Annotated in this window: 15 protein-coding genes and 1 pseudogene; 10 read left to right on the forward strand and 6 right to left on the reverse strand. The window is 59.3% G+C overall.

Annotated features, from left to right (window positions below):
• The first annotated feature begins 266 nt into the window (after positions 1 to 266).
• Both ACOERD_RS03390 and ACOERD_RS03395 read left to right on the forward strand, forming a co-directional pair.
• Positions 267 to 2,081: an extracellular solute-binding protein gene (locus ACOERD_RS03390; RefSeq protein WP_419738055.1), complete on the forward strand. Its 1,815-nt coding sequence runs from the start codon at positions 267 to 269 to the stop codon at positions 2,079 to 2,081.
• 296 nt (positions 2,082 to 2,377) lie between these two features.
• Positions 2,378 to 2,599 carry a hypothetical protein gene (locus ACOERD_RS03395; protein WP_170373844.1) on the forward strand — a complete coding sequence of 74 codons (222 nt, stop codon included), beginning with the start codon at positions 2,378 to 2,380 and terminating at the stop codon, positions 2,597 to 2,599.
• A 2-nt stretch (positions 2,600 to 2,601) separates the two neighbouring features.
• Here the strand turns inward: ACOERD_RS03395 and ACOERD_RS03400 are convergent, their stop codons facing one another.
• A complete protein-coding gene (locus ACOERD_RS03400; protein ID WP_419738056.1) occupies positions 2,602 to 3,225 on the reverse strand; it encodes a helix-turn-helix domain-containing protein in 624 nt (207 codons plus the stop codon).
• Between the two features lie 65 nt (positions 3,226 to 3,290).
• Between ACOERD_RS03400 and ACOERD_RS03405 the strand changes: the two are divergent.
• From ACOERD_RS03405 to ACOERD_RS03420, 4 genes and pseudogenes are all read left to right on the forward strand, one after another.
• Positions 3,291 to 4,807: pseudogene (locus ACOERD_RS03405) on the forward strand (class I adenylate-forming enzyme family protein).
• The gene (locus tag ACOERD_RS03410) at positions 4,804 to 5,472 is read left to right on the forward strand and encodes a DsbA family oxidoreductase (protein ID WP_170373847.1); all 669 of its coding nucleotides are present in this window, start codon (positions 4,804 to 4,806) and stop codon (positions 5,470 to 5,472) included. The pseudogene ACOERD_RS03405 and the gene ACOERD_RS03410 overlap by 4 nt, the downstream one beginning before the upstream one ends.
• A gap of 78 nt (positions 5,473 to 5,550) precedes the next feature.
• Positions 5,551 to 6,759 carry a multidrug effflux MFS transporter gene (locus ACOERD_RS03415; RefSeq protein WP_419738057.1) on the forward strand — a complete coding sequence of 403 codons (1,209 nt, stop codon included), beginning with the start codon at positions 5,551 to 5,553 and terminating at the stop codon, positions 6,757 to 6,759.
• A gap of 61 nt (positions 6,760 to 6,820) precedes the next feature.
• Positions 6,821 to 7,144, forward strand: coding sequence for a tetratricopeptide repeat protein (locus ACOERD_RS03420; protein WP_419738058.1), 324 nt, complete (start codon positions 6,821 to 6,823; stop codon positions 7,142 to 7,144).
• Here the strand turns inward: ACOERD_RS03420 and tnpC are convergent.
• Genes tnpC through tnpA form a run of 3 tightly spaced genes read right to left on the reverse strand, consistent with a single transcriptional unit; the run spans position 7,136 to position 9,658 of the window.
• Positions 7,136 to 8,842, reverse strand: coding sequence for an IS66 family transposase (gene tnpC / locus ACOERD_RS03425; RefSeq protein WP_419737621.1), 1,707 nt, complete (start codon positions 8,840 to 8,842; stop codon positions 7,136 to 7,138). The two genes, ACOERD_RS03420 and tnpC, sit on opposite strands and share 9 nt — an antisense overlap.
• 55 nt (positions 8,843 to 8,897) lie before the next feature.
• A complete protein-coding gene (gene tnpB / locus ACOERD_RS03430; protein WP_419737608.1) occupies positions 8,898 to 9,251 on the reverse strand; it encodes an IS66 family insertion sequence element accessory protein TnpB in 354 nt (117 codons plus the stop codon).
• Positions 9,248 to 9,658 (reverse strand): IS66-like element accessory protein TnpA, encoded by a 411-nt coding sequence (gene tnpA, locus ACOERD_RS03435; protein WP_419737609.1) that lies wholly within the window; start codon positions 9,656 to 9,658, stop codon positions 9,248 to 9,250. Before tnpA ends, tnpB begins: the two co-directional genes overlap by 4 nt.
• Positions 9,659 to 9,741: 83 nt before the next feature.
• Here tnpA and ACOERD_RS03440 point away from each other — a divergent pair, with 83 nt between their 5' ends.
• Positions 9,742 to 11,145 carry a hypothetical protein gene (locus ACOERD_RS03440; protein WP_419738059.1) on the forward strand — a complete coding sequence of 468 codons (1,404 nt, stop codon included), beginning with the start codon at positions 9,742 to 9,744 and terminating at the stop codon, positions 11,143 to 11,145.
• Positions 11,146 to 11,278: 133 nt separating this feature from the next.
• Here the strand turns inward: ACOERD_RS03440 and mfd are convergent, their stop codons facing one another.
• Both mfd and ACOERD_RS03450 read right to left on the reverse strand, forming a co-directional pair.
• Positions 11,279 to 14,740 (reverse strand): transcription-repair coupling factor, encoded by a 3,462-nt coding sequence (mfd, locus tag ACOERD_RS03445; RefSeq protein WP_419738060.1) that lies wholly within the window; start codon positions 14,738 to 14,740, stop codon positions 11,279 to 11,281.
• A gap of 21 nt (positions 14,741 to 14,761) precedes the next feature.
• Positions 14,762 to 15,286, reverse strand: coding sequence for a component of SufBCD complex (locus ACOERD_RS03450; protein ID WP_419738342.1), 525 nt, complete (start codon positions 15,284 to 15,286; stop codon positions 14,762 to 14,764).
• Between the two features lie 119 nt (positions 15,287 to 15,405).
• On the opposite strand from ACOERD_RS03450, the gene hemB reads away from it, so the two are divergent.
• From hemB to ACOERD_RS03465, 3 genes are all read left to right on the forward strand, one after another.
• On the forward strand, positions 15,406 to 16,404 hold the full coding sequence (hemB, locus tag ACOERD_RS03455) for a porphobilinogen synthase (protein ID WP_419738061.1): 999 nt from the start codon (positions 15,406 to 15,408) through the stop codon (positions 16,402 to 16,404).
• A 142-nt stretch (positions 16,405 to 16,546) separates the two neighbouring features.
• Entirely contained in the window at positions 16,547 to 17,119 is a 573-nt protein-coding gene (locus ACOERD_RS03460; protein WP_419738062.1) for a YSC84-related protein, read from the forward strand.
• 162 nt (positions 17,120 to 17,281) lie between these two features.
• Positions 17,282 to 19,744 (forward strand): penicillin acylase family protein, encoded by a 2,463-nt coding sequence (locus tag ACOERD_RS03465; RefSeq protein WP_419738063.1) that lies wholly within the window; start codon positions 17,282 to 17,284, stop codon positions 19,742 to 19,744.
• Positions 19,745 to 19,747 lie beyond the last annotated feature (3 nt).

A 19,747-nucleotide genomic window follows, 5' to 3' on the forward strand; every position in this document is an offset into this window, starting at 1 on the left:
CACCTGGAACGCAGAGTGCCATGCTGCACCTGCAAAGAAAACTGGGAACTGCAGAATGAGTGGCTGCAAATCTGCGAAAAAAAACGCCCGCACGAAGCGGGCGTTAAGTTATTGAGGCAGGTTTCATACAGGCAAGAAACCTATCGAGCAGTGAAATCTTTATAAGCAATTCTGCGCTTTCGTCCAAGCTAAAAGTTTGAAAACAAGAAAAATCATCGCTACGATGAATCCCAACAAAATAAGGCCAGAGCAGGATTGTTTCCAAAATGAGCCCGTATTTTTCACACCCGCTTCGTGGTTTGGCAGCGGGAATCGCCCTGCTTTTTGCGTCCTCACTGGCACAGGCAGAATCGACTCATGGCATAGCTATGTATGGCGACCCGGCCTTACCACCGGATTTTGTGTCTCTACCCTATGCGAACCCAGAGGCGCCCAAAGGCGGCAAAGTCGTTTTCGGAAATACGGGCGGCTTTAACAGTTTGAACCCGTTTGTGCAAAAAGGCACCACTCCGTGGCAGTTAAGATTTTGGACCCACGAGAGCCTGATGGGCCGCTCCTGGGACGAACCTTTCACTCTTTACGGGCTGTTAGCCGAATCGGTTGAGACTGCGCCAGACCGGTCATGGGTGGAATTCACCCTCCGGGAAGAGGCTCGATTCTCCAATGGCACCCCGGTCACAGTTGACGATGTGATCTGGTCTTTCCAGACCCTCGGGACCGAAGGGCATCTGCGCTATCGCGGTCTATGGTCCAAGATCGACAGTATCGAACAGACCGGCCCGCGCTCGGTCCGGATCAGCTTTAACGAGGCTGACCGCGAACTTGCATTGATCGTAGGGCTGCGCCCGATCCTTCAGAAAGCCCAATGGGAAGGTAAGGATTTTGCGGACGCGCAGTTGCACGACGTTCCTGTTGGAAGCGGACCCTATGTGATCGACGATTACGAGGCCGGGCGCTATGTGAACCTGCGTCGAAATCCGGACTATTGGGGCGCGGATGTTCCGTTTCGCCGTGGCACGATGAATTTCGATGACATCCGGATCGAATTCTACGGCGATGCCACCGTTCTGTTCGAAGCCTTCAAAGCCGGAGAGCTTTCGGCCGTGCGCGAGTTCAACGCCGACAAATGGGACACGCAGTACAGTTTCCCCGCTGTTCAGCGCGGCGATGTAATCAAGACCGAGATCCCGCATGGCAAGCCTTCGGGCATGACCGGGCTGGTGATGAACACCCGCAAAGCTCCGTTCGACGACTGGCGCGTGCGTGAGGCCCTGATGCTGGCCTTCAATTTCGAATTCATCAACGACACGATCACCGGCGGTGCGCAGTCGCGGATTTCATCTTATTTCTCTGGCTCTGACCTGGCTATGCAACCAGGCCCCGCGACGGGGCGCGTTGCGGAGCTGTTGAAGCCATATAGCGCAGACCTGATCCCTGGAACGCTTGAAGGCTACGCCCCACCCGAGGGCGACGGTTCAGCCCGAAACCGCGCGAACCTGCGTAAGGCGGCAAAACTGTTGGCCGAGGCTGGCTGGACCATTCAGGACGGCGTGCTGCGCAATGCAGCGGGCGAGCCGTTCCAGATCACCGTTCTGTTGCAACAGGGCGATGGTGAGATGCAGACAGCGGTCGAGATTTACACGCGCGCGCTGGAGCGTCTGGGCATTCAGGTCACGACCGAACGTGTCGACAATGCCCAATACACCGGACGGGTGTCTGAGCTGGATTTCGATATGACCCCGTTCCGCCGTGCCTTGTCACTGTCGCCGGGTAATGAACAGCGCCTTTATTGGGGCAGCGAGTCCGCCGATGCAACGGGCACGCGCAACCTGATGGGCGTCGCCTCACCGGCTGTGGACGGAATGATCGACGCCATGCTGGCTTCGGAAAGTCGCGAGGATTTCGTGGCCGCCACCCGCGCCCTCGACCGGGTTCTGACAGCGGGCCGATACGTGATCCCGATCTGGAGCTTCGACGTCGGTCGCATCGCCCATGTCAGTGCGCTGAAATACCCTGAAACCCTGCCCATCTACGGCGATGGCCCGCAATACATGCCCGAGGTCTGGTGGTACGCGGACTAAGACCGCGCGCTTAGGGTGTGCAGGTTTGGACCTGCCATCCAGGGCAAACGCGGATCGGCAAAAACTGGCACATTCCGCGATGAACAAAATCATGAGCTCATAGCGCAAAGCGCCCCTATATATGGGCGTTTCACCGGATTTTGCGCCAAACCCGCCGCGCAAACCTGACTCTGATCGGCATAATTCTGATCAGGCCAGGGGTGCGACATCTTGTCATGTCTTCCGCTGCGTCAACTCGTCCGTACGCTGTTCATAGGGGAGAGCCGTCCTGAAACCTGAAGAAGGAAAGCTCGCAGATGCTGAACTGGACCGATCTGACACAAGACTGGAACGCGTGCTACGCCCGCGCGAAACGCCGTTTTCCCAACCTGAGGGACAAGGACATGCCGCGTGTCGGCAAGGATCGCAAACAGTTCGAAGCCTATCTGGCCGAACGCCATCACCTAACTGTTAATGAAGCCCACGAAGAGGTCGAGGATTTTCTGTTCACGGAGTCTTTGAACCGCGAATTGAACTGATCCTAGGCGAGTGATGTCACCCAGAGGATGGTCGCATCCTCATCGCTGACCGAAATCACATTATGCCCCATGCTGCCGTCGTAATAGGCGCTGTCGCCCCGGCGCATCTCCGCCGGTTCGTAGAACTCGGTATACAACCGCACGACGCCGGTCAGGACGTACATGAACTCCTCCCCGTCATGGCGCACCCAACCTTCGAACTCATCCATCGAGCGGGCGCGGACGCGGGCGCGATAGGGGAGCATCTGCTTTTTCGTCAGGGTTTCAGCCAGCAACTCATGCTCATAGGTGGCAGTGGCATGTGCAGCCCCCTCGCCGGACCGGGTCACGGCCATACGACCAATCACCTGCTCACGCTGCGGCGGGGTGAAGAGCTGAGGCACCGAGATCTCCAACCCGATGGCCAGCTTTTTCAGCGCATCGTAGGTGGGTGACATCTGACCATTTTCGATCTTGCTGAGCGTCGAACGCGCCAGACCGGCCTGCGAGGCTGCCTGCTCCAGCGTCCAGTTGCGCGCCTTGCGCAACTCGCGCACGCGGGCGCCCAGGTCCAAAGGCTCGGGTTCCGTGTGTTCGCCTGCGTCGCGGGCAATGCGGATCAGGGATTTGGGATCTTGGGTACTCATGACTTCGTCTATAGGGCGCACAAGCCGCGCTTGCAACGCGCCATGGGCCGGGTTAGCCAGTTGCCATGCTTTCAATCTTCGATCAGGGGCCACCGACGCCCTGTCCGACCCCGTTCAATCTGGCCGCTCACGTGCTTGGCAAAGCAGATGGGTTGGCCAACAAAACCGCCCTGTCCGTGTTGCGCAGAAACGGGTCCGAAGACTGGAGCTATAGCGCATTGAAAGCCGCCGTTCTGGGAACAGGTCAGGGCCTGTTGCAGGCCGGACTGCACCCCGGTGATATCGTGCTGATGCGTCTTGGAAACACCGTCGAGTTTCCGATCGCCTATCTTGGGGCCATCGCCGTCGGCATCGTTCCTGTTCCGACCTCATCGCAACTGACCGAACCGGAAACCGCGCGGATCATTGCGGAGCTTTCCCCGCCGCCATCTTGCACGACCCCTCTGTGGCTTGTCCCGAGCACCCCAATCAGATCCACCTGCACGACCTGATCACCATGCATGACCTGCCACCTGCGCAGTTCGACATGGGCGACCCCGAGCGTCTGGCCTATGTGGTCTATACCTCGGGCACCTCAGGCAAGCCCCGCGCAGTCGCCCATGCTCACAGAGCGATTTGGGCGCGCCAAATGATGGTCGACGGCTGGTATGGCCTGACGGAACACGACCGCCTGTGCCACGCGGGTGCGTTCAATTGGACTTATGCGCTGGGCACCGGGCTTATGGATCCGTGGACGATCGGAGCCTCGGCCCTGATCCCCGAACCCGGCACCGATATGTCTCAGCTGCCGCAAATGCTGCGCCAAAACCGCGCGACGATCTTTGCTGCAGCACCGGGTGTTTTCCGCAAGATGCTGTCCGGTATGGATCGGATCGAGCTACCCGATTTGCGCCACGGTTTGTGCGCCGGGGAAAAGCTGTCTCGGTCCCTGCACGCCCAGTGGGAAACGGCCACCGGAACAGAACTATACGAAGCGTTCGGCATGTCCGAATGTTCGACCTTTATTTCATCCAGCCCAAACCATCCTGCGCGTGGGGATGCCCTCGGACAGCCGCAACCGGGCCGCCGAGTCGCGATCCTCGGGCCAGAGGGGCCTGTGCCGCAAGGGAGCGAAGGGACCATCGCCATTCACCGCTCAGATCCCGGCCTGATGCTGACCTATCTGAACGCCCCCGACGAGGCCGCCGCCCGACTACAAGGTGACTGGTTCCTGACCGGCGATCAGGGCGCCATGGCCGTCGATGGGCAGATCACCTATCTGGGGCGTGACGATGACATGATGAACGCGGGCGGCTACCGCGTCTCGCCAGTTGAGGTCGAATCCGTCCTGTCCCGCTACCCCGGCATCACTCAGGTCGGGGCCGCAGCCGTCGAGGTCAAACAGGACACATTCGTGATAGCGGCCTTCTACTCCGGCCCCGATAGACTGGACGAAGACGCTCTGCACGCCTATGTCCAAGCCAATCTGGCGCGCTACAAACAGCCGCGCGCCTTTGTTCACCTTCCCGAGTTGCCAACCGGCGGCAACGGCAAACTCCTGCGCCGCGCGTTGCCGGCCTATTTCAAGGCGTCCACCCCATGAGCCAAACAGACACCCAGACCGTCAAACTTGATATCCTTTCCGATCCGATCTGCCCTTGGTGCTACATCGGCAAAACCCATCTGGACAAAGCCTTGGCAAAACTGCCGGATCATCCTTTTGTGATCGAGTGGCACCCGTTCCAGCTGAACCCCGACATGCCGGATGCAGGCATGGATCGGCGCGAATATCTGGAACGGAAATTCGGCGGCAAGGACGGTGCGGTGCGCGCCTATGCGCCCGTGGTCGAACATGCCGAGAATGCGGGCCTCAAGATCGACTTTGAGGGGATGAAGCGCACACCAAACACCTTGGACGCGCATCGCCTGATCCACTGGGCCGGGATCGAGGGCAAGCAGAACGCCGTCGTCGATGCTCTGTTCGACGCCTATTTCGTTCAGGCCCGCGATATCGGCGACCCGGAGGTACTGTCCGACATCGCCGACAGCGCGGGCATGGACGCGGCGGTGGTGATGAAACTTCTGAAATCCGACGCCGACCGCGAGGATATCCGCAACCGCGACACCCACTCACGTGAGATGGGCGTCAGCTCGGTCCCGACCTTCATTGTTGCCAATCAACATGCCGTTCCGGGCGCGCAACCTCCTGAAATGTGGGAGAAAGTGATTGGGGAAATCATGTCTCAACTTGAGGCCTCCTCTGCGTAAAAGCACAGAGGTCTGTGCGAAATTCCGGTCTGGCGCAACCTGATCCGTCGTGATAGCGCGATCAGGTAAGGAGTCCCCATGACCAACCGCATGTCTCGTGGAGAGTTCATTGCGCTGATCGCAATGATGTTCTCGACCATCGCCTTTTCGATCGATTCGATGCTGCCTGCCCTACCCGAGATCGGCGCGCAGCTCAGCCCGGATGACGTCAATCGCGCGCAGTTGATCCTGACGTCTTTCGTGCTTGGGATGGGGATTGGCACGTTCTTTACCGGCCCCCTGTCGGATGCGTTTGGCCGTAAACCGGTCATCTATGGTGGTGTCGCGCTTTATATTGCGGCCTCGGCCGTGGCTTGGGCCAGTTCCTCGCTCGAGCTGGTTCTGGCGGCCCGTGTGGCGCAGGGCCTTGGTGCTGCGGGTCCGCGCGTTGTGGCCATGGCGGTCATCCGAGATTTGTACTCGGGCCGGATCATGGCGCGTATCGTCTCAATCGCCATGCTGCTGTTTACACTCGTGCCTGCCGTCGCGCCCTTATTGGGGGCCGGAGTAATTGCCCTGTTTGGCTGGCGCGGTATCTTTGTATCGTTCATCCTGTTCGCCCTGATCGTCTGCGTCTGGATGGGAGCCCGCCTGCCCGAGACGCTGGCAGTCGAGAACCGTCGCCCCTTCCGCCTGCCGCTGATGGTCGCCGCGACCAAAGAGATGTTCGCCCATCCGACCGTGCGCCTGTCGATCATGGTGCAAACCCTGTGCATGGGGATTTTGTTCACCATGCTGACCATGGTTCAGCCCGTCTATGACGTGATACATGACCGGGCCGAGAGTTTTCCGTTCTGGTTCGGGTTCGTCGCACTGATGTCGGGATCGGCCAGTGTGTTGAATGCAGCCCTTGTGGTGCGCGTTGGCATGCGCCGCATGGTGACTTGGGCGCTGGGGGCGCAGATCGGTATCACCGCGTTGGTTATCGTGACCAATTCCTTCCCGCTGTCGCCCGACGCCTCGTTTGGCCTGTTCGTGGCCTGGCAAACCACCGTGTTCTTCATGGCGGGTGTCACCATGGGCAACCTGAACGCCATCGCGATGGAGCCGATGGGGCATATTGCCGGAATGGCGGCCTCTGTCATCGGCTCGGTCTCGACAGTGCTGGCCGCGGCCATTGCAGCCCCAGTCGGGCTGCTATTTGACGGCTCGATCTTGCCTTTGACTACCGGCATTCTGACCATGTGTATCCTGGCCTTCAGCCTGATGATCCATATGGGCCGCATCGAAAACAGACTGCTCGCCTGAGGATTTTCAGACCGGATCAAACGCGCTACGCTGTCTCGACCAACATGGCGGAGGGTCAGTTATGAGTGAGTACTACGATCTGGGCACCTATTCCTGCCCTGTTTCGATAGCATCAGCTGAAGCCCAACTCTGGTTCGACCGAGGGCTCGTCTGGACCTACGGCTACAATCATGATGAGGCCGTCGCCTGCTTTGAAAAAGCAGTCGAACATGACCCAAACTGCGCCATGGCGCATTGGGGCGTCGCCTACGCAGCCGGCCCGAACTACAACCTGCCGTGGGACTTGCAAGACGACCGGGGACGGCAGAAAGCACTGACAAAGGCCTTTGAAGCCACGCAAAAGGCGGTAAGCGTAACGAGGCACACACATGGCATTTCAGCTTGACTTTTGAAAGTTCCATGGCAGGAGCTCGTCGATACGGCTTTGGGGGTGACCGGCTGCTATTTTTTGGAGCGTTGAGGTCAGATATGCATTGGGTTCCACGCCGTTCAACTTCGCGGTCTGTATCAGAGATGCGATACGGCCCCAACTGGCGCCGCCTTCATCATGACCCGCAAACAGTGCGTTTTTCCGCCCAAGGGCAATTGGTCTTTGGAGATTTTCGACGTTGTTGGAGTCGATCTCAACCCGGCCGTCACTGAGAAAGACCTGCAAGCCGTCCCAATGTTTGTGAATGTAGTTGAGCTTTTCACCAAGTCTGGATTTTTTAGAGACCTGCAGGCGCTGCTCCTGAAGCCAGGTGCCGAACTCGGCAACCAAGGGCGCGGTTTGTGTCTGGCGCGCAGACAGGCGCTGTTCGGGTGGAAGGCCCCGAATTTCAGTTTCAATTGCGTAAAATTCGGCAATCCGACGCAAGCCCTCTGCTGCGATCCCGGACTTGTCGCGGTCAAAGACCTCCTTCAGTTTGCGGCGAGCGTGGCTCCAACAATAGGCGGCTCGGATCGGAGAGCCCCCTTTCCGCGTTGGCCGCATCAACCGATTATACCCCTGATACCCATCCAACTGCAGAACACCGTTGAACCCCTTGAGAAACTTCTCTGCGTTTTCGCCAGCCCGACCGGGTGCATAGAAATAAACAACCCCTGGTGGTGCATCGCCCCTCCAGGATCGGTCGTCACGTGCCAACGTCCAGAAATAACCGGTTTTCGTTTTACCCTCTCCCGGATCGAGGACTGGGACCGTGGTTTCATCCATGAACAGTTTGGTCGAAGACTTCAGGTGTTCCGCCAGCCGCTCAACAACCGGCTTGAGGTGGAACGCGGCCTTTCCGACCCAGCCCGCGAGCGTGGCGCGATGAATGTCGATGCCAGAGCGCACAAGTATCTGCGATTGACGGTACAGAGGAAGGTGGTCTGCATACTTGCTGACCAACACGTGCGCGATGGCCGCTTCGGTCGGAAGTCCGCCCTCGATCAGCCACGATGGTCCCGGTGCTTGTTTCACGCCTCCAGCACATGACCGGCAGGCATATTTCGGACGGACCGTTACGATCACACGCAACTGCGCGGGCACGATGTCCAGCCGTTCACTGCGATCTTCACCAATCTTATGCATCGCGCCGCATCCGCACGGACATTCAACACTGTCAGGTTCGATCACCTGTTCGATCCGCGGCAGATCTTCAGGCAGATTGCCGATATTGCGCTCAGGCGCTTTCCTGGGCTTTGCCTTTTTCTCTTTGTCACAGGATTGAGTGGCTGCCTCGCTTGAGGCCTCCGCCTCGCTGAGCGCAACTTCAAGATCTTCGGCCCCGAGATTACGCTCGTCCTGAGTTAGTTTTTCCGATTTCTTGCCGTAAAGCGCCCGCTTCAATTCCGCAATCAGGCTTTCATAACGAAGGATCAAAGCGTTTTGCTCTGCAATCTGTTGGTCTTGACCCGTTATCTGCCGATCTTGATCCGATATTTGCTGGGCCTGATCTGCAATGTGCGCCCCCTGATCTGATATGCAGGCGCTCTGCTTGGTTGTCAGTTCCTCCAACTCGGCAACCCGACGTGCATTGTCCTCGACAAAGGCCTGAACAGCCTCTTTATGTTCGGCGGGCAGAGCATCAAGATTGAAACCATTGGAGTCGGCAGTCATACCTGCGAGCATACACAGCCCGAACTTCTAAATCCTGCCCAATCAACCGCCTGATTCACTCTGCCGCAGTTGGCCGCCGCGTCTCGACAGGTTTGACCTTCCGCCAGTCCAGACCAGAAAAAAGCGCCTCAAACTGTGCTCTGTTCAGCGTCATCACCCCATCGCGAATAGCAGGCCAGACGAAGTCTGTATCTTCCAGACGCTTATAAGCCATAACCAGACCTGACCCATCCCAAAAAACCAGCTTCAGCCGATCCGTTCGCTTCGCGCGAAATACGAACACCGTCCCGCTGAACGGGTCTTCCCGCAGAACCGACTGCACCAGAGCACATAAGCCATCATGACCCTTGCGAAAATCCACCGGCTGTGTGCTGACCAGAATGCGCAACTTCTGTGCAGGGAAAATCATTCAACAACCCCAACCGCTCGGGCAATCTCGGCAATTCGCTGTGCCGATGTATCGGTGCCCAAATTGATCGACACCCCGCGGAAAACGATCTCGACCTTTTCCGCTGGTGACGATGGCGGGCGAACCTGCGGCTGAACACTTGCCTCATCACCGTCACAAAGAACCACGGGCGCAAACTCAACATGTTCATCAGGCTCCGGAGCTGGAAGCACCAGTTTCCCATCTTTTGCCAGACAACGCCATTCCGACAATCGGTTCGCATTGACCCCGAATTTACCAGCCACAGCTTTTACCGTCGCCCCCGGCTTCAAAGTCTCGGCAACAATGTATGCCTTCGCATCATGCGACCATCGGCGACGGCCATCAACTTGATACTCAACGCCCAACGAGCGGAGGAACTCCGTCATCGACTCCATGGAGAAAATCCTTATCCCTGTTACGATAAGGAAAATCTGACAGCGCAGGGGCTAGCGCGCGAGGCAAAAAATGGGTGAGCACCTCGTTACGCTTACAAAAGGCGCTGAGCCTAGCCGATAGCTGTACCGAGGTTGAAAAGGCTCTGATCCTCGCCCTGCCGTCCCGCTATCCGCAGCGCGACACGACCGAGGGCATGCATGAGTGGGACTATGATTTTGCCGACGCGATGCGCGCGGCCTTCAAGGCTCAGCCAGATCACCTAGACTTGCGTACAATCTATGTTGAGGCGCTGCTCAACCTGACGCCGTGGCAAATGTGGGACCTGTCAACTGGTCAACCCGCCGAAGGTGCCGCCACGCTTGAGGCGCAAGAGGCGCTGGAATGGGCCATGCAGAACGACCCCGACGCCATGTCTCACCCCGGCCTTCTGCACCTTTATGTCCACCTGATGGAGATGTCCCCAACCCCCGAAAAGGCCCTCAAAGCGGGCGATATCCTACGCACTCTGGTCCCCGATGCGGGCCACCTTGTTCATATGCCGACGCACATAGATATCCTCTGCGGCCACTATCATAACGTGGTGCATTGGAACCAGAAAGCCTCGGAAGCGGACCTGAAATACTATGAGCGTGAAGGAGCGTTCAACATCTACACAGGCTACCGCCAGCACGACTATCATTTCACAATCTATGGCGCGATGTTTCTGGGCCAGATCGAACCAGCCCTGCGGGCCAACCAAGGTATCTGGGACACGACCCCCGAAGAGATGTTGCGCATCGAGAGCCCGCCCATGGCGGATTTCTTCGAAAGTTACATGTCCATGGGGCCTCACATTTTGATCCGCTTTGGGCGATGGGAGGAGGCAAAAGCGCTGGTGCTACCCGACGACCCCGACCTGTACCGCACGCTGACGGCAACCACCCACTACGCCCGCGCGCTTGCTTTCGCCGCGACCGGCGATGTGCCCTGCGCCGAGGCCGAAGAGCAGCTGTTCCTCAACGCCAAAGCCCGAGTGCCCGAGGCTCGGCGATTGCACAACAACCGCGTCATCGACCTGCTGGAGATCGCAACCGAAATGCTGCGCGGTGAGATCGAATACCGAAAGGAAAACTTCGATCTCGCCTTCGCCCACCTGCGCCGATCTGTCGAATTGGACGACACGTTGCCCTACGACGAGCCTTGGGGATGGATGCAACCCACCCGCCACGCGTTGGGCGCGCTGCTCTTCGAACAAGGCTATTTGACCGAGGCGGAAACCGTTTACCGAGAAGATCTGGGCCTTGGTGGAACTCTCAGTCGCGCCTCGATCCATCCGGACAATATCTGGAGTTTGAAGGGCCTGCACGATTGCCTGAAAGCCCGCGGTGATACGATTGAGCTACCTCAGATCAAACAGAGGCTGGACTTGGCCCTGGCAAGGGCCGACCGCGCAGTCGCCGCATCCTGTTTCTGCGCCCAGTCCGCTATGCAGACCTGAATCGCGCTACGCGCGATGCCTCCGGCGGAGGTATTTTTAGCCAGATGAAGTCCGGATCCAATGCTTCATCTGGCCGGAAATATCCCGGGGGAGTCGCGGCTTGCCGCGGCGGGGGCAGCGCCCCCCTTCCTAACTATCCGCCTGTTTTGGCCTTTTTTCTTTCTGCCACGACTTTCTCAGCAAGGTCACGCGCAATCGCAAAAGCGCCTTTGATCTTGTCGCTGTCTTTCTTCCAGTCGCGCCGCACAACGATTTTGTTGTCTTTGACCTTCGCCATGCCGCGCTGGTTCTGGATGAATTCGACCAACCCTTGCGGCGAGGCGAATTTATCATTGTGAAACTGGATCGTCGCGCCTTTCGGCCCGCCATCCAGTTTTGCAATACCTGCACGCTTACACATGGCCTTGATGCGGACGACCAGCATCAGGGTGTTCACCTCTTTCGGCAAGGCACCGAACCGGTCAATCAGTTCCGCGGCGAACCCTTCGAGTTCCACCTTGGTCGAGAGCGACGACAGGCGGCGATAGAGGCCCAAACGCACATCCAGGTCGGGAACGTAATCTTCGGGAATCAGGACCGGAACGCCCAGATTGATCTGAGGCGCCCATTGGTCATCGGCGTCCGACAGCCCTTCCATCTCACCGGCTTTGATCTTGGCAATCGCCTCTTCCAGCATCGACTGGTAGAGTTCATAACCCACATCGCGCATCTGGCCGGATTGTTCTTCGCCCAACAGATTTCCGGCCCCACGAATATCGAGGTCCTGACTGGCCAGTGTGAACCCGGCCCCCAGCGTATCAAGCGACCCCAAAACACGCAGGCGCTTTTCGGCGGTGCCTGTCAGTTTCTGGCGCGGTTTAGTGGTAAGGTAGGCATAGGCACGGGTTTTCGACCGCCCGACCCGGCCTCGGATCTGATAGAGCTGCGCGAGGCCAAACATATCCGCCCGATGCACAACCATCGTATTCGCAGTTGGGATATCCAAACCGCTCTCAACAATCGTCGTCGCCAGAAGCACGTCATACTTGCCGTCGTAGAATGCGTTCATTCGGTCGTCGAGTTCACCTGCCGCCATCTGACCATGGGCAACCACATAGGTCAGCTCTGGCAGCTGTTCTTTCAGGAACTCTTCGATCTCGGGCAGGTCCGATATGCGTGGTACCACATAGAAGCTTTGCCCACCGCGATAGTGTTCGCGCAGCAGGGCCTCGCGGATCGTGACCGCGTCGAACTCGCTGACATAGGTGCGGATGGCCAGACGGTCGATGGGCGGCGTGCCGATGATTGACAGGTCGCGCACACCCGTCAGCGACAGTTGCAGCGTCCGAGGGATCGGAGTTGCGGTCAGGGTCAGGACGTGGATATCCGAGCGCAGCTGTTTCAGGCGCTCTTTGTGGCCGACGCCGAAATGCTGTTCCTCGTCGATGATCAGCAGGCCGAGATTGTTGAAACGGATACCTTTCGCCAGCAGAGCATGGGTGCCGATCACAATATCGACTGTCCCGCGCGCCAGCCCGTCTCGAGTCTGTTGCGCCTCTTTCGCCGAAACAAAACGCGATAGCTGCCGGACCTCCAGAGGGAAGCCTCGGAAGCGTTCCTTGAACGAGGCCGCGTGTTGACGAGCCAGCAGAGTGGTCGGCGCGACGACGGCTACCTGCACGCCCGACATTGCGGCGACAAAGGCCGCGCGCATGGCGACTTCGGTCTTGCCAAATCCCACATCGCCACAGATCAGACGATCCATTGGCGCGCCGGAATGCATGTCCTCCATGACTTCCGAGATGGCCCGCAACTGATCGTCCGTTTCCTGATAGGGGAAGCGCGCGCTGAACTCCTCCCACGCGTGGGGTGGTGGGTCCATCACGGGGGCTTTGCGCAGGGCGCGTTCAGCGGCAATGCGGATCAGCTTGTCCGCCATCTCGCGGATGCGCTCTTTCAGCTTGGCTTTCTTTGCCTGCCAGGCGCCGCCGCCCAGACGGTCCAACAGCCCTTCGTCATGTCCGTATTTCGACAGCAGCTCGATATTCTCGACCGGCAGGTACAGCTTGGCCGCTTCGGCATATTCCAGCAGCAGGCATTCATGCGCCGCACCGGCGGCTGTGACGACCTCCATGCCCATGTAGCGGCCTATGCCGTGGTCAACATGCACCACAAGGTCACCCGGGCTAAGGGATTGGGTCTCGGTCAGGAAGTTCTCGGCCTTGCGGCGTTTCTTGGGCTGACGGATCAGGCGGTCGCCCAGAACGTCTTGTTCGGCGATCACGGTCAGGTCCGCCGTCTCGAACCCATGCTCCAACGCCCAAACCGCCAGATGGAGGCCCCTTTTGCCGATACGCGTGCCGTCGGTGACCGGGATCGCCTCGGCCAGACCTTCGTCTTCGATCAAGCCGGTCAGACGTTCGCGCGCGCCTTCGGAATAGGACGCGATCAGCACCGGCCCCTTGTCCAGTTTGCCCTTGATGTGGTCCGCCAAAGCGCCAAACAGGCTGATGCTTTCCTGCTGACGCTCAGGCGCAAAGTTCCGCCCGATCCGCCCGCCCGCGTCGATCACGCCGGGTCCGCTGGCCTGCGGCAGAGGGCTGAATTGCAACACCCGCCGATCGCCCACGGTCTGATCCCACGCGGCGTCATCGAGATAGAGCAAACCGGGCGGTGTCGGCTTGTAGACCGTATCCATGCGCGAGCGGTTTTCCAGCGCCAGCCGCCGCGTCTCATACTGATCAGCAATCGTATCCCACCGCGCCAGACGCGCGGGTGAGACCTGATCGTCCAGAGAAATCGTTGCTTCTGGAAGATAGTCGAACAGGGTTTCCAGCTTTTCGTGGAAGAAAGGCAACCAATGTTCAATGCCCTGGTGTTTTCGGCCCGCGCTCACGGCCTCATAGAGCGGATCATCCGTACCCGCCGCGCCGAATTCGATGCGATAGTTCTGGCGGAATCGGGTGATGGCGGCCTCGTCCAGAATGACCTCGGAGACCGGGGCCAGTTCCACAACCTCCAGCTTTTCAGTAGTCCGTTGCGAGACCGGATCAAAGCGGCGCGCGCCGTCCAGAACGTCTCCGAACAGGTCCAGCCGGACGGGGCCGGATTCGCCCGGAGGGAAAATGTCGATGATCCCGCCCCGGATCGCGTAGTCTCCGGGCTCCATCACGGTGGGGCTTTGGGTGAACCCCATCCGCACCAGGAACTTGCGCAGGGCGTCTTCGTCCACGCGTTGGTTGACGCGAGCGGTAAAGGCTGCCTCGCGCAGAACCTCGCGCGCGGGAACACGCTGGGTCGCGGCATTCAGCGTAGTCAGCAGCACGAAACGCTCAGGCATCTGGTGGACCAGTGCGGCCAGCGTTGCCACCCGTGCCGCGGCAATATCCGCGTTGGGCGAGACCCGGTCATAGGGCAGACAATCCCAACCGGGGAAAACGAAAACCGGCATATCGGGGGCAAAGAACGCGAGTGCTGCCCGCATCCCCTCCAACCGCTTGTCATCGCGCGCGACATGGCAAACCGGCCCGCCCGAGTGCGCGATTTCGTTCAGGACAAGCTGTGCGTCATACCCTTCGGGGGCGCCGCCGACTGTCACGTGGTTCGGAGCCTTCATCCCTGACCCTTTCAGATTTCGCTATCCCAGAACGCCGATTGAAAGGTTCTGATACATGCCCCACATCGAAGTGACCAGTATCGAGATCATGCCGATGATCTGCGTGTACAGGCGGCATCGTGACAGCGTCTTGGAGACTCGCTCCAAAGTCAGCTCGTGCCGCCGCAAACGGCGTGCGTGAAAGATGTTGATGAAAGTCACGATCACCAGGGGAAACAACAGTAGGAACACGGCCTGTGCGAATTCAACCCAATAGAAAAAGCCAAGTGTCGCCAACGCCGTAAAGACGAAACACGCCATTGCCAGCATCACCATGCCCGACACCTCGACATAGTAGAGCATGCGGTTTGTGTTGATGCGCACGATGTCCAGCAGGTCGACCTCAAGCTGGCCGCCGACGCGGCGGGCGCGGACTACCATGTCGTAGGGTACCCCCATTGACCAGTGACTGGCCGAAGACCAGATCACCGCCAGCACAATCCAGAACCACAGATTCGAAAAGCTGCGCATGTCGATGAGTTCGAAAATCTTAGAGTACCAGTCCAAACGCAGCCCTTTATTCACAATCCTCAGAGGGTTCTGTCGCAATGGCGCGTCCATTGATGCCCTTGAGCCCTTGGCGGATTCATGCCACCCAATGCGGCAATGTTCAAGGAGGACGCGCTATGAAACCGACCATCGCCCCTTACCCTCAGACCCGTTTTCGCCGGGCGCGTCAGACCGATGCGATCCGCGGGCTGGTGCGCGAGCATACGCTGACCACCGATGATCTGATCTGGCCGGTTTTCGTGCGCGACGGCGAAGGTATTGAAGAGCCGGTGCCCTCGATGCCCGGCGTGATGCGGCGGTCGGTCGACCTGATCGCCAAAGCAGCGGTCGAGGCGCAAGCCCTTGGAATCCCCGCGATCTGCATCTTTCCCTATACCGATGCTTCACTCAAGACCGAGGATTGCGCTGAGGCCTGGAGTCCTGACAACCTCTCGAACCGCGCGATCCGCGCGATCAAGGCCGCGGCGCCGGATATCGCGGTCATGACCGACGTGGCGTTGGATCCGTACAACATAAATGGTCATGACGGCTATGTGGTGGATGGCGAGATCGTGAACGACCAGACCGTTGAGGCGCTGGTCAAGATGACCCTTGCGCAGGCCGAGGCCGGGGCCGATATCATCGGTCCGTCAGACATGATGGACGGCCGGATCGGCGCGATGCGCTCGGCGCTTGAGGCGGCGGGTCATCACAACGTGATGATCCTCAGCTATGCCGCGAAATATGCCAGCGCCTTTTACGGCCCGTTCCGCGATGCGGTTGGTGCCTCTGGCGCCCTGACCGGCGACAAGAAAACCTATCAGATGGACCCAGGGAATTCGAACGAGGCCCTGCGCCTGATCGAGCGCGATCTGACCGAAGGGGCCGATATGGTGATGATCAAGCCGGGCATGCCCTATCTAGATATCTGCCGCCGTGTGAAAGACACGTTTGGTGCGCCCACCTATGCTTATCAGGTCTCGGGCGAATACGCGATGATCCAGGCGGCGGCGCAGAACGGGTGGATCGATGGCGACAAGGTGATGCTGGAGAGTCTGCTGGCGTTCAAACGCGCGGGTTGCGACGGAATACTGACCTATTTCGCGCCGCTAGTCGCACGGGTTCTTCAAGGCTAAAACCCCGGCACCTCGCGATTTTTCGCCGATTGTTTCGCGGGCCGCGGCAGCTTTGTCGTGACATGCAGGGCCAATCGGCGTATTCTTGCACATAAGATCGGGAACACCCGACATATCAGGCACAGTTACAGAGACAAAAACCATGAGCAGTTCCACCCTTCCCCGACTGAATCGTCGCGGCTTTGCCTTGGGCATGGCAGGTCTGACCCTGACCGCAGCCTGCGGCAACGGCGTCGGCAACTCGAACGCGGCCACCCTTGATGCCCGTGTCGACGCGACCCTGACCGAGATGTTTGCCCGCTACCCCAACACGGTCGAGATCGCAGAAAAAGCCAACGGCATGCTCGTCATGCCCCTGATCACAGAGGCCGGGTTCATGTTCGGCGGCGGGTATGGTCAGGGCGCACTGCGCATCAATGGAGCGACGGTTGACTATTACTCGGCCGTCAAAGGCACCGCGGGTCTGCAGATCGGCGCGCAGCAATATGCGCACGTTCTGTTCTTCATGACCGAGGACGCGCTCAACGACTTCCGTCGCTCCAGCGGATGGACGGCCGGTGCCGATATCGGCTATGTGGTCAGCGATCAAGGCGACCAGTTGTCGACCGATACGACCACCCTGCTCAGCCCGGTCTTGGCGGCCATCTTCGGCCAGGCGGGCCTGCAGATCGGCGCGACCGTCGAAGGCATCAAATACACCCGCATCGTCCCCTGATTTTGCACTACCACGCCCCTCTCTGAAAGACCTCGCCCCCTCTTGGGGCGGGGTCTTTTTCATTGCCACTTCAAGGCAGGTTTCCGCAGTGTTCCTCTTTCGATTGGGGCGACCTTGAAGTAACCTCTCGCCAAGTGAAGAACGAATAAAAGTGGGACGTCCATGGCTCTTGTCTTTCGCTGGTTGATACGCATCACCACGGGTCTTGTCCTGCTGGTTCTTGCCGCCATCGGACTGGTCTATTTTCTGGCCAGCCAGTCGCTGCCCGAATACAATCAAACCCTTGAGGTACAGGGTGTCACCGCCCCGGTTGAGATCATTCGCGATACAGCGAATGTGCCCCATATCCTTGGCGAAACAGATCCGGATGTGTTCTTTGGCTTGGGCTACGCACATGCACAGGATCGTTTGTGGCAGATGACAGTCATGCGCCGCACCGCACAGGGCCGTCTATCCGAGGTTTTTGGCGCGCGCACCGTTACCATCGACAAGCTGTTGCGTCGGCTTGACCTCTATGGCCTGGCCCATCGCTCGGTCGAGGCGCAGGACGACTACACAAAGGCTGCGCTGCGCGCCTATTCCGCGGGGGTCAATGCCCGCCTCACACAGATCAACGAAGAGGCTTTAGGCCGCGGCGCGCCCGAGATGTTTCTATTCAACGCCCCGGTCTCACCCTGGCAACCCGGTGACAGCCTCGCCGTGATCAAGCTTATGGGGTTACAGCTGTCAGGCCATCTGAAGGATGAGGTCCTGCGCGCCAGAACCTCGCTGATACTGGACGATCCGGCACGGCTGGTCGACATTCTGCCAGATGTGCCCGGCGCCGGTATCGCCGCCCTGCCCGAATATGCCCAGTTGTTTCCCGGCCTGCCGCGCTATGCCACTGGGACGCCTATGCCGGATACGCCGCTGTCGCCGTTCCCCAAACGTGGTTTAGCCGGAGCGTCAAACGCATGGGTTGCCGCGCCTTCGCGATCGGCCAGTGGCGGAACCCTGCTGGCCAACGACCCGCATCTGGGTTTCACTGCGCCCGGCGTGTGGTATCTGGCCCATCTGAACCTTGCCAAGGGCGGCGTGATCGGCGCAACAATTCCCGGCATTCCCGCCGTGATGAGCGGCCGCAGCGACCGTTTGGGCTGGGGCCTGACCTCCTCCTATCTGGACGATCAGGACCTGCATATCGAGCAGCTCAACCCTGACAATCCCGAGGAATACCTGACCCCGGACGGGTTCAAGGAATTCCAGAGTCGCCCTTCGATCATCGAAATCAAGGACGAAGCCCCCATCACTCTGACCCTGCGCTGGACGGAAAATGGCCCGGTTCTGCCCGGCAGCCACTATGATCTTGAGACGATCACGCCACCCGGGCATGTCGCGTCACTGTCCTGGACCGCCCTCAGCCCGAATGACACGTCGATGAGCGCCTCAATGGCCCTGATGAACGCCGATACCGTGCGCGAAGCCATTGACGTCGCAGAGAAGTTCATCGCACCGTCCCAGAACTTGTCTCTGGTCGACACCGAAACGATTGGCCTGAAACTGATCGGAGCAGTCCCTCAGCGCGACCGCCTCAACCAAAGCAAAGGGCGCATTCCAACGCCCGGCTGGATTGCGGAAAACCGGTGGCAAGGCCGGATGCCCTACGCCACCAACCCCGAGTTCACCTCACCCGCCGGTGGTCTGCTGGGCAACACCAACAACAAGATCATCGACCGTCCGTTTCCCAACCATGTCTCGTTCGAGTGGGGTGACACGCAGCGCGTTCACCGCTGGGAACGGCTGATGCAATCACGCGAAGTCCATACCCGCGACAGCTTTATCGAGGCGCAACTGGACACTGTCAGTTTCACCGCGCGCTCGCTGCTACCGCTGATCGGAGCTGATCTGTGGTTCACCGGTGCCTCGGCCCCCGAAGGCACGCCCGAGCGCCAGCGCCAGATCGCCCTGTCCCTGCTGGCGGAATGGAATGGCGAAATGAACGAACATCTACCCGAACCTCTGATCTATGCCGCTTGGCTACGCGCCTTGCAGATCCGCCTTATCGGGGATGAACTCGGCCCGCTGGCCAGCGAGTTCAAACATGTAGAACCTCTGTTCATCGAACGGGTTTACCGCGACATTGATGGCGCGTCGGTCTGGTGTGACGTGCGCCAAAGCGCCCCGGTCGAGACCTGCTCGGACATGGCAGAGCTGGCGTTGGACGACGCGCTGATCTGGATCGCCGAGACCTACGGCACCACACTGGAATCCCTGCGCTGGGGCGATGCCCATCAGGCCACCCATGATCATCCGGTCCTGGGGAATGTTCCTGTCCTGCGCTACTTCGTAAACATTCGCCAATCTACTAGCGGAGGCGACAACACGCTGCTGCGTGGACGGACATTAGGCGAAGGCCCCGATCCCTTCCTGAACGTGCATGGCGCAGGCTATCGCGGAGTCTACGATTTCGCCGATCCCGACAGTTCCGTCTTTATCACCGCAACCGGGCAGTCCGGGCATTTCCTGTCACGCTACTATGACGATCAGGCGCAGTTGTGGCGGCGCGGAGAATACATCCCGATGTCCCTCGACATTGATCTGGCCCGGGCCGCTGCGGTGGGTGTTACCACGCTCACCCCGCAATAATCC

Source organism: Ruegeria sp. (assembly GCF_965199275.1).
In the GTDB taxonomy this organism is placed as follows: domain Bacteria; phylum Pseudomonadota; class Alphaproteobacteria; order Rhodobacterales; family Rhodobacteraceae; genus Ruegeria.

Excerpts from the sequence above, each read along its gene's own strand:
- ACOERD_RS03420 (WP_419738058.1), top strand. The coding sequence starts at position 6,821 with ATGAGTGAGTACTACGATCTGGGCACCTATTCCTGCCCTGTTTCGATA.
- tnpA (WP_419737609.1), bottom strand. The coding sequence starts at position 9,658 with ATGACGGAGTTCCTCCGCTCGTTGGGCGTTGAGTATCAAGTTGATGGC.
- ACOERD_RS03390 (WP_419738055.1), top strand. The coding sequence starts at position 267 with ATGAGCCCGTATTTTTCACACCCGCTTCGTGGTTTGGCAGCGGGAATC.
- hemB (WP_419738061.1), top strand. The coding sequence starts at position 15,406 with ATGAAACCGACCATCGCCCCTTACCCTCAGACCCGTTTTCGCCGGGCG.
- ACOERD_RS03460 (WP_419738062.1), top strand. The coding sequence starts at position 16,547 with ATGAGCAGTTCCACCCTTCCCCGACTGAATCGTCGCGGCTTTGCCTTG.
- ACOERD_RS03400 (WP_419738056.1), bottom strand. The coding sequence starts at position 3,225 with ATGAGTACCCAAGATCCCAAATCCCTGATCCGCATTGCCCGCGACGCA.
- mfd (WP_419738060.1), bottom strand. The coding sequence starts at position 14,740 with ATGAAGGCTCCGAACCACGTGACAGTCGGCGGCGCCCCCGAAGGGTAT.
- tnpB (WP_419737608.1), bottom strand. The coding sequence starts at position 9,251 with ATGATTTTCCCTGCACAGAAGTTGCGCATTCTGGTCAGCACACAGCCG.
- ACOERD_RS03415 (WP_419738057.1), top strand. The coding sequence starts at position 5,551 with ATGACCAACCGCATGTCTCGTGGAGAGTTCATTGCGCTGATCGCAATG.
- tnpC (WP_419737621.1), bottom strand. The coding sequence starts at position 8,842 with ATGACTGCCGACTCCAATGGTTTCAATCTTGATGCTCTGCCCGCCGAA.
- ACOERD_RS03395 (WP_170373844.1), top strand. The coding sequence starts at position 2,378 with ATGCTGAACTGGACCGATCTGACACAAGACTGGAACGCGTGCTACGCC.
- ACOERD_RS03465 (WP_419738063.1), top strand. The coding sequence starts at position 17,282 with ATGGCTCTTGTCTTTCGCTGGTTGATACGCATCACCACGGGTCTTGTC.
- ACOERD_RS03410 (WP_170373847.1), top strand. The coding sequence starts at position 4,804 with ATGAGCCAAACAGACACCCAGACCGTCAAACTTGATATCCTTTCCGAT.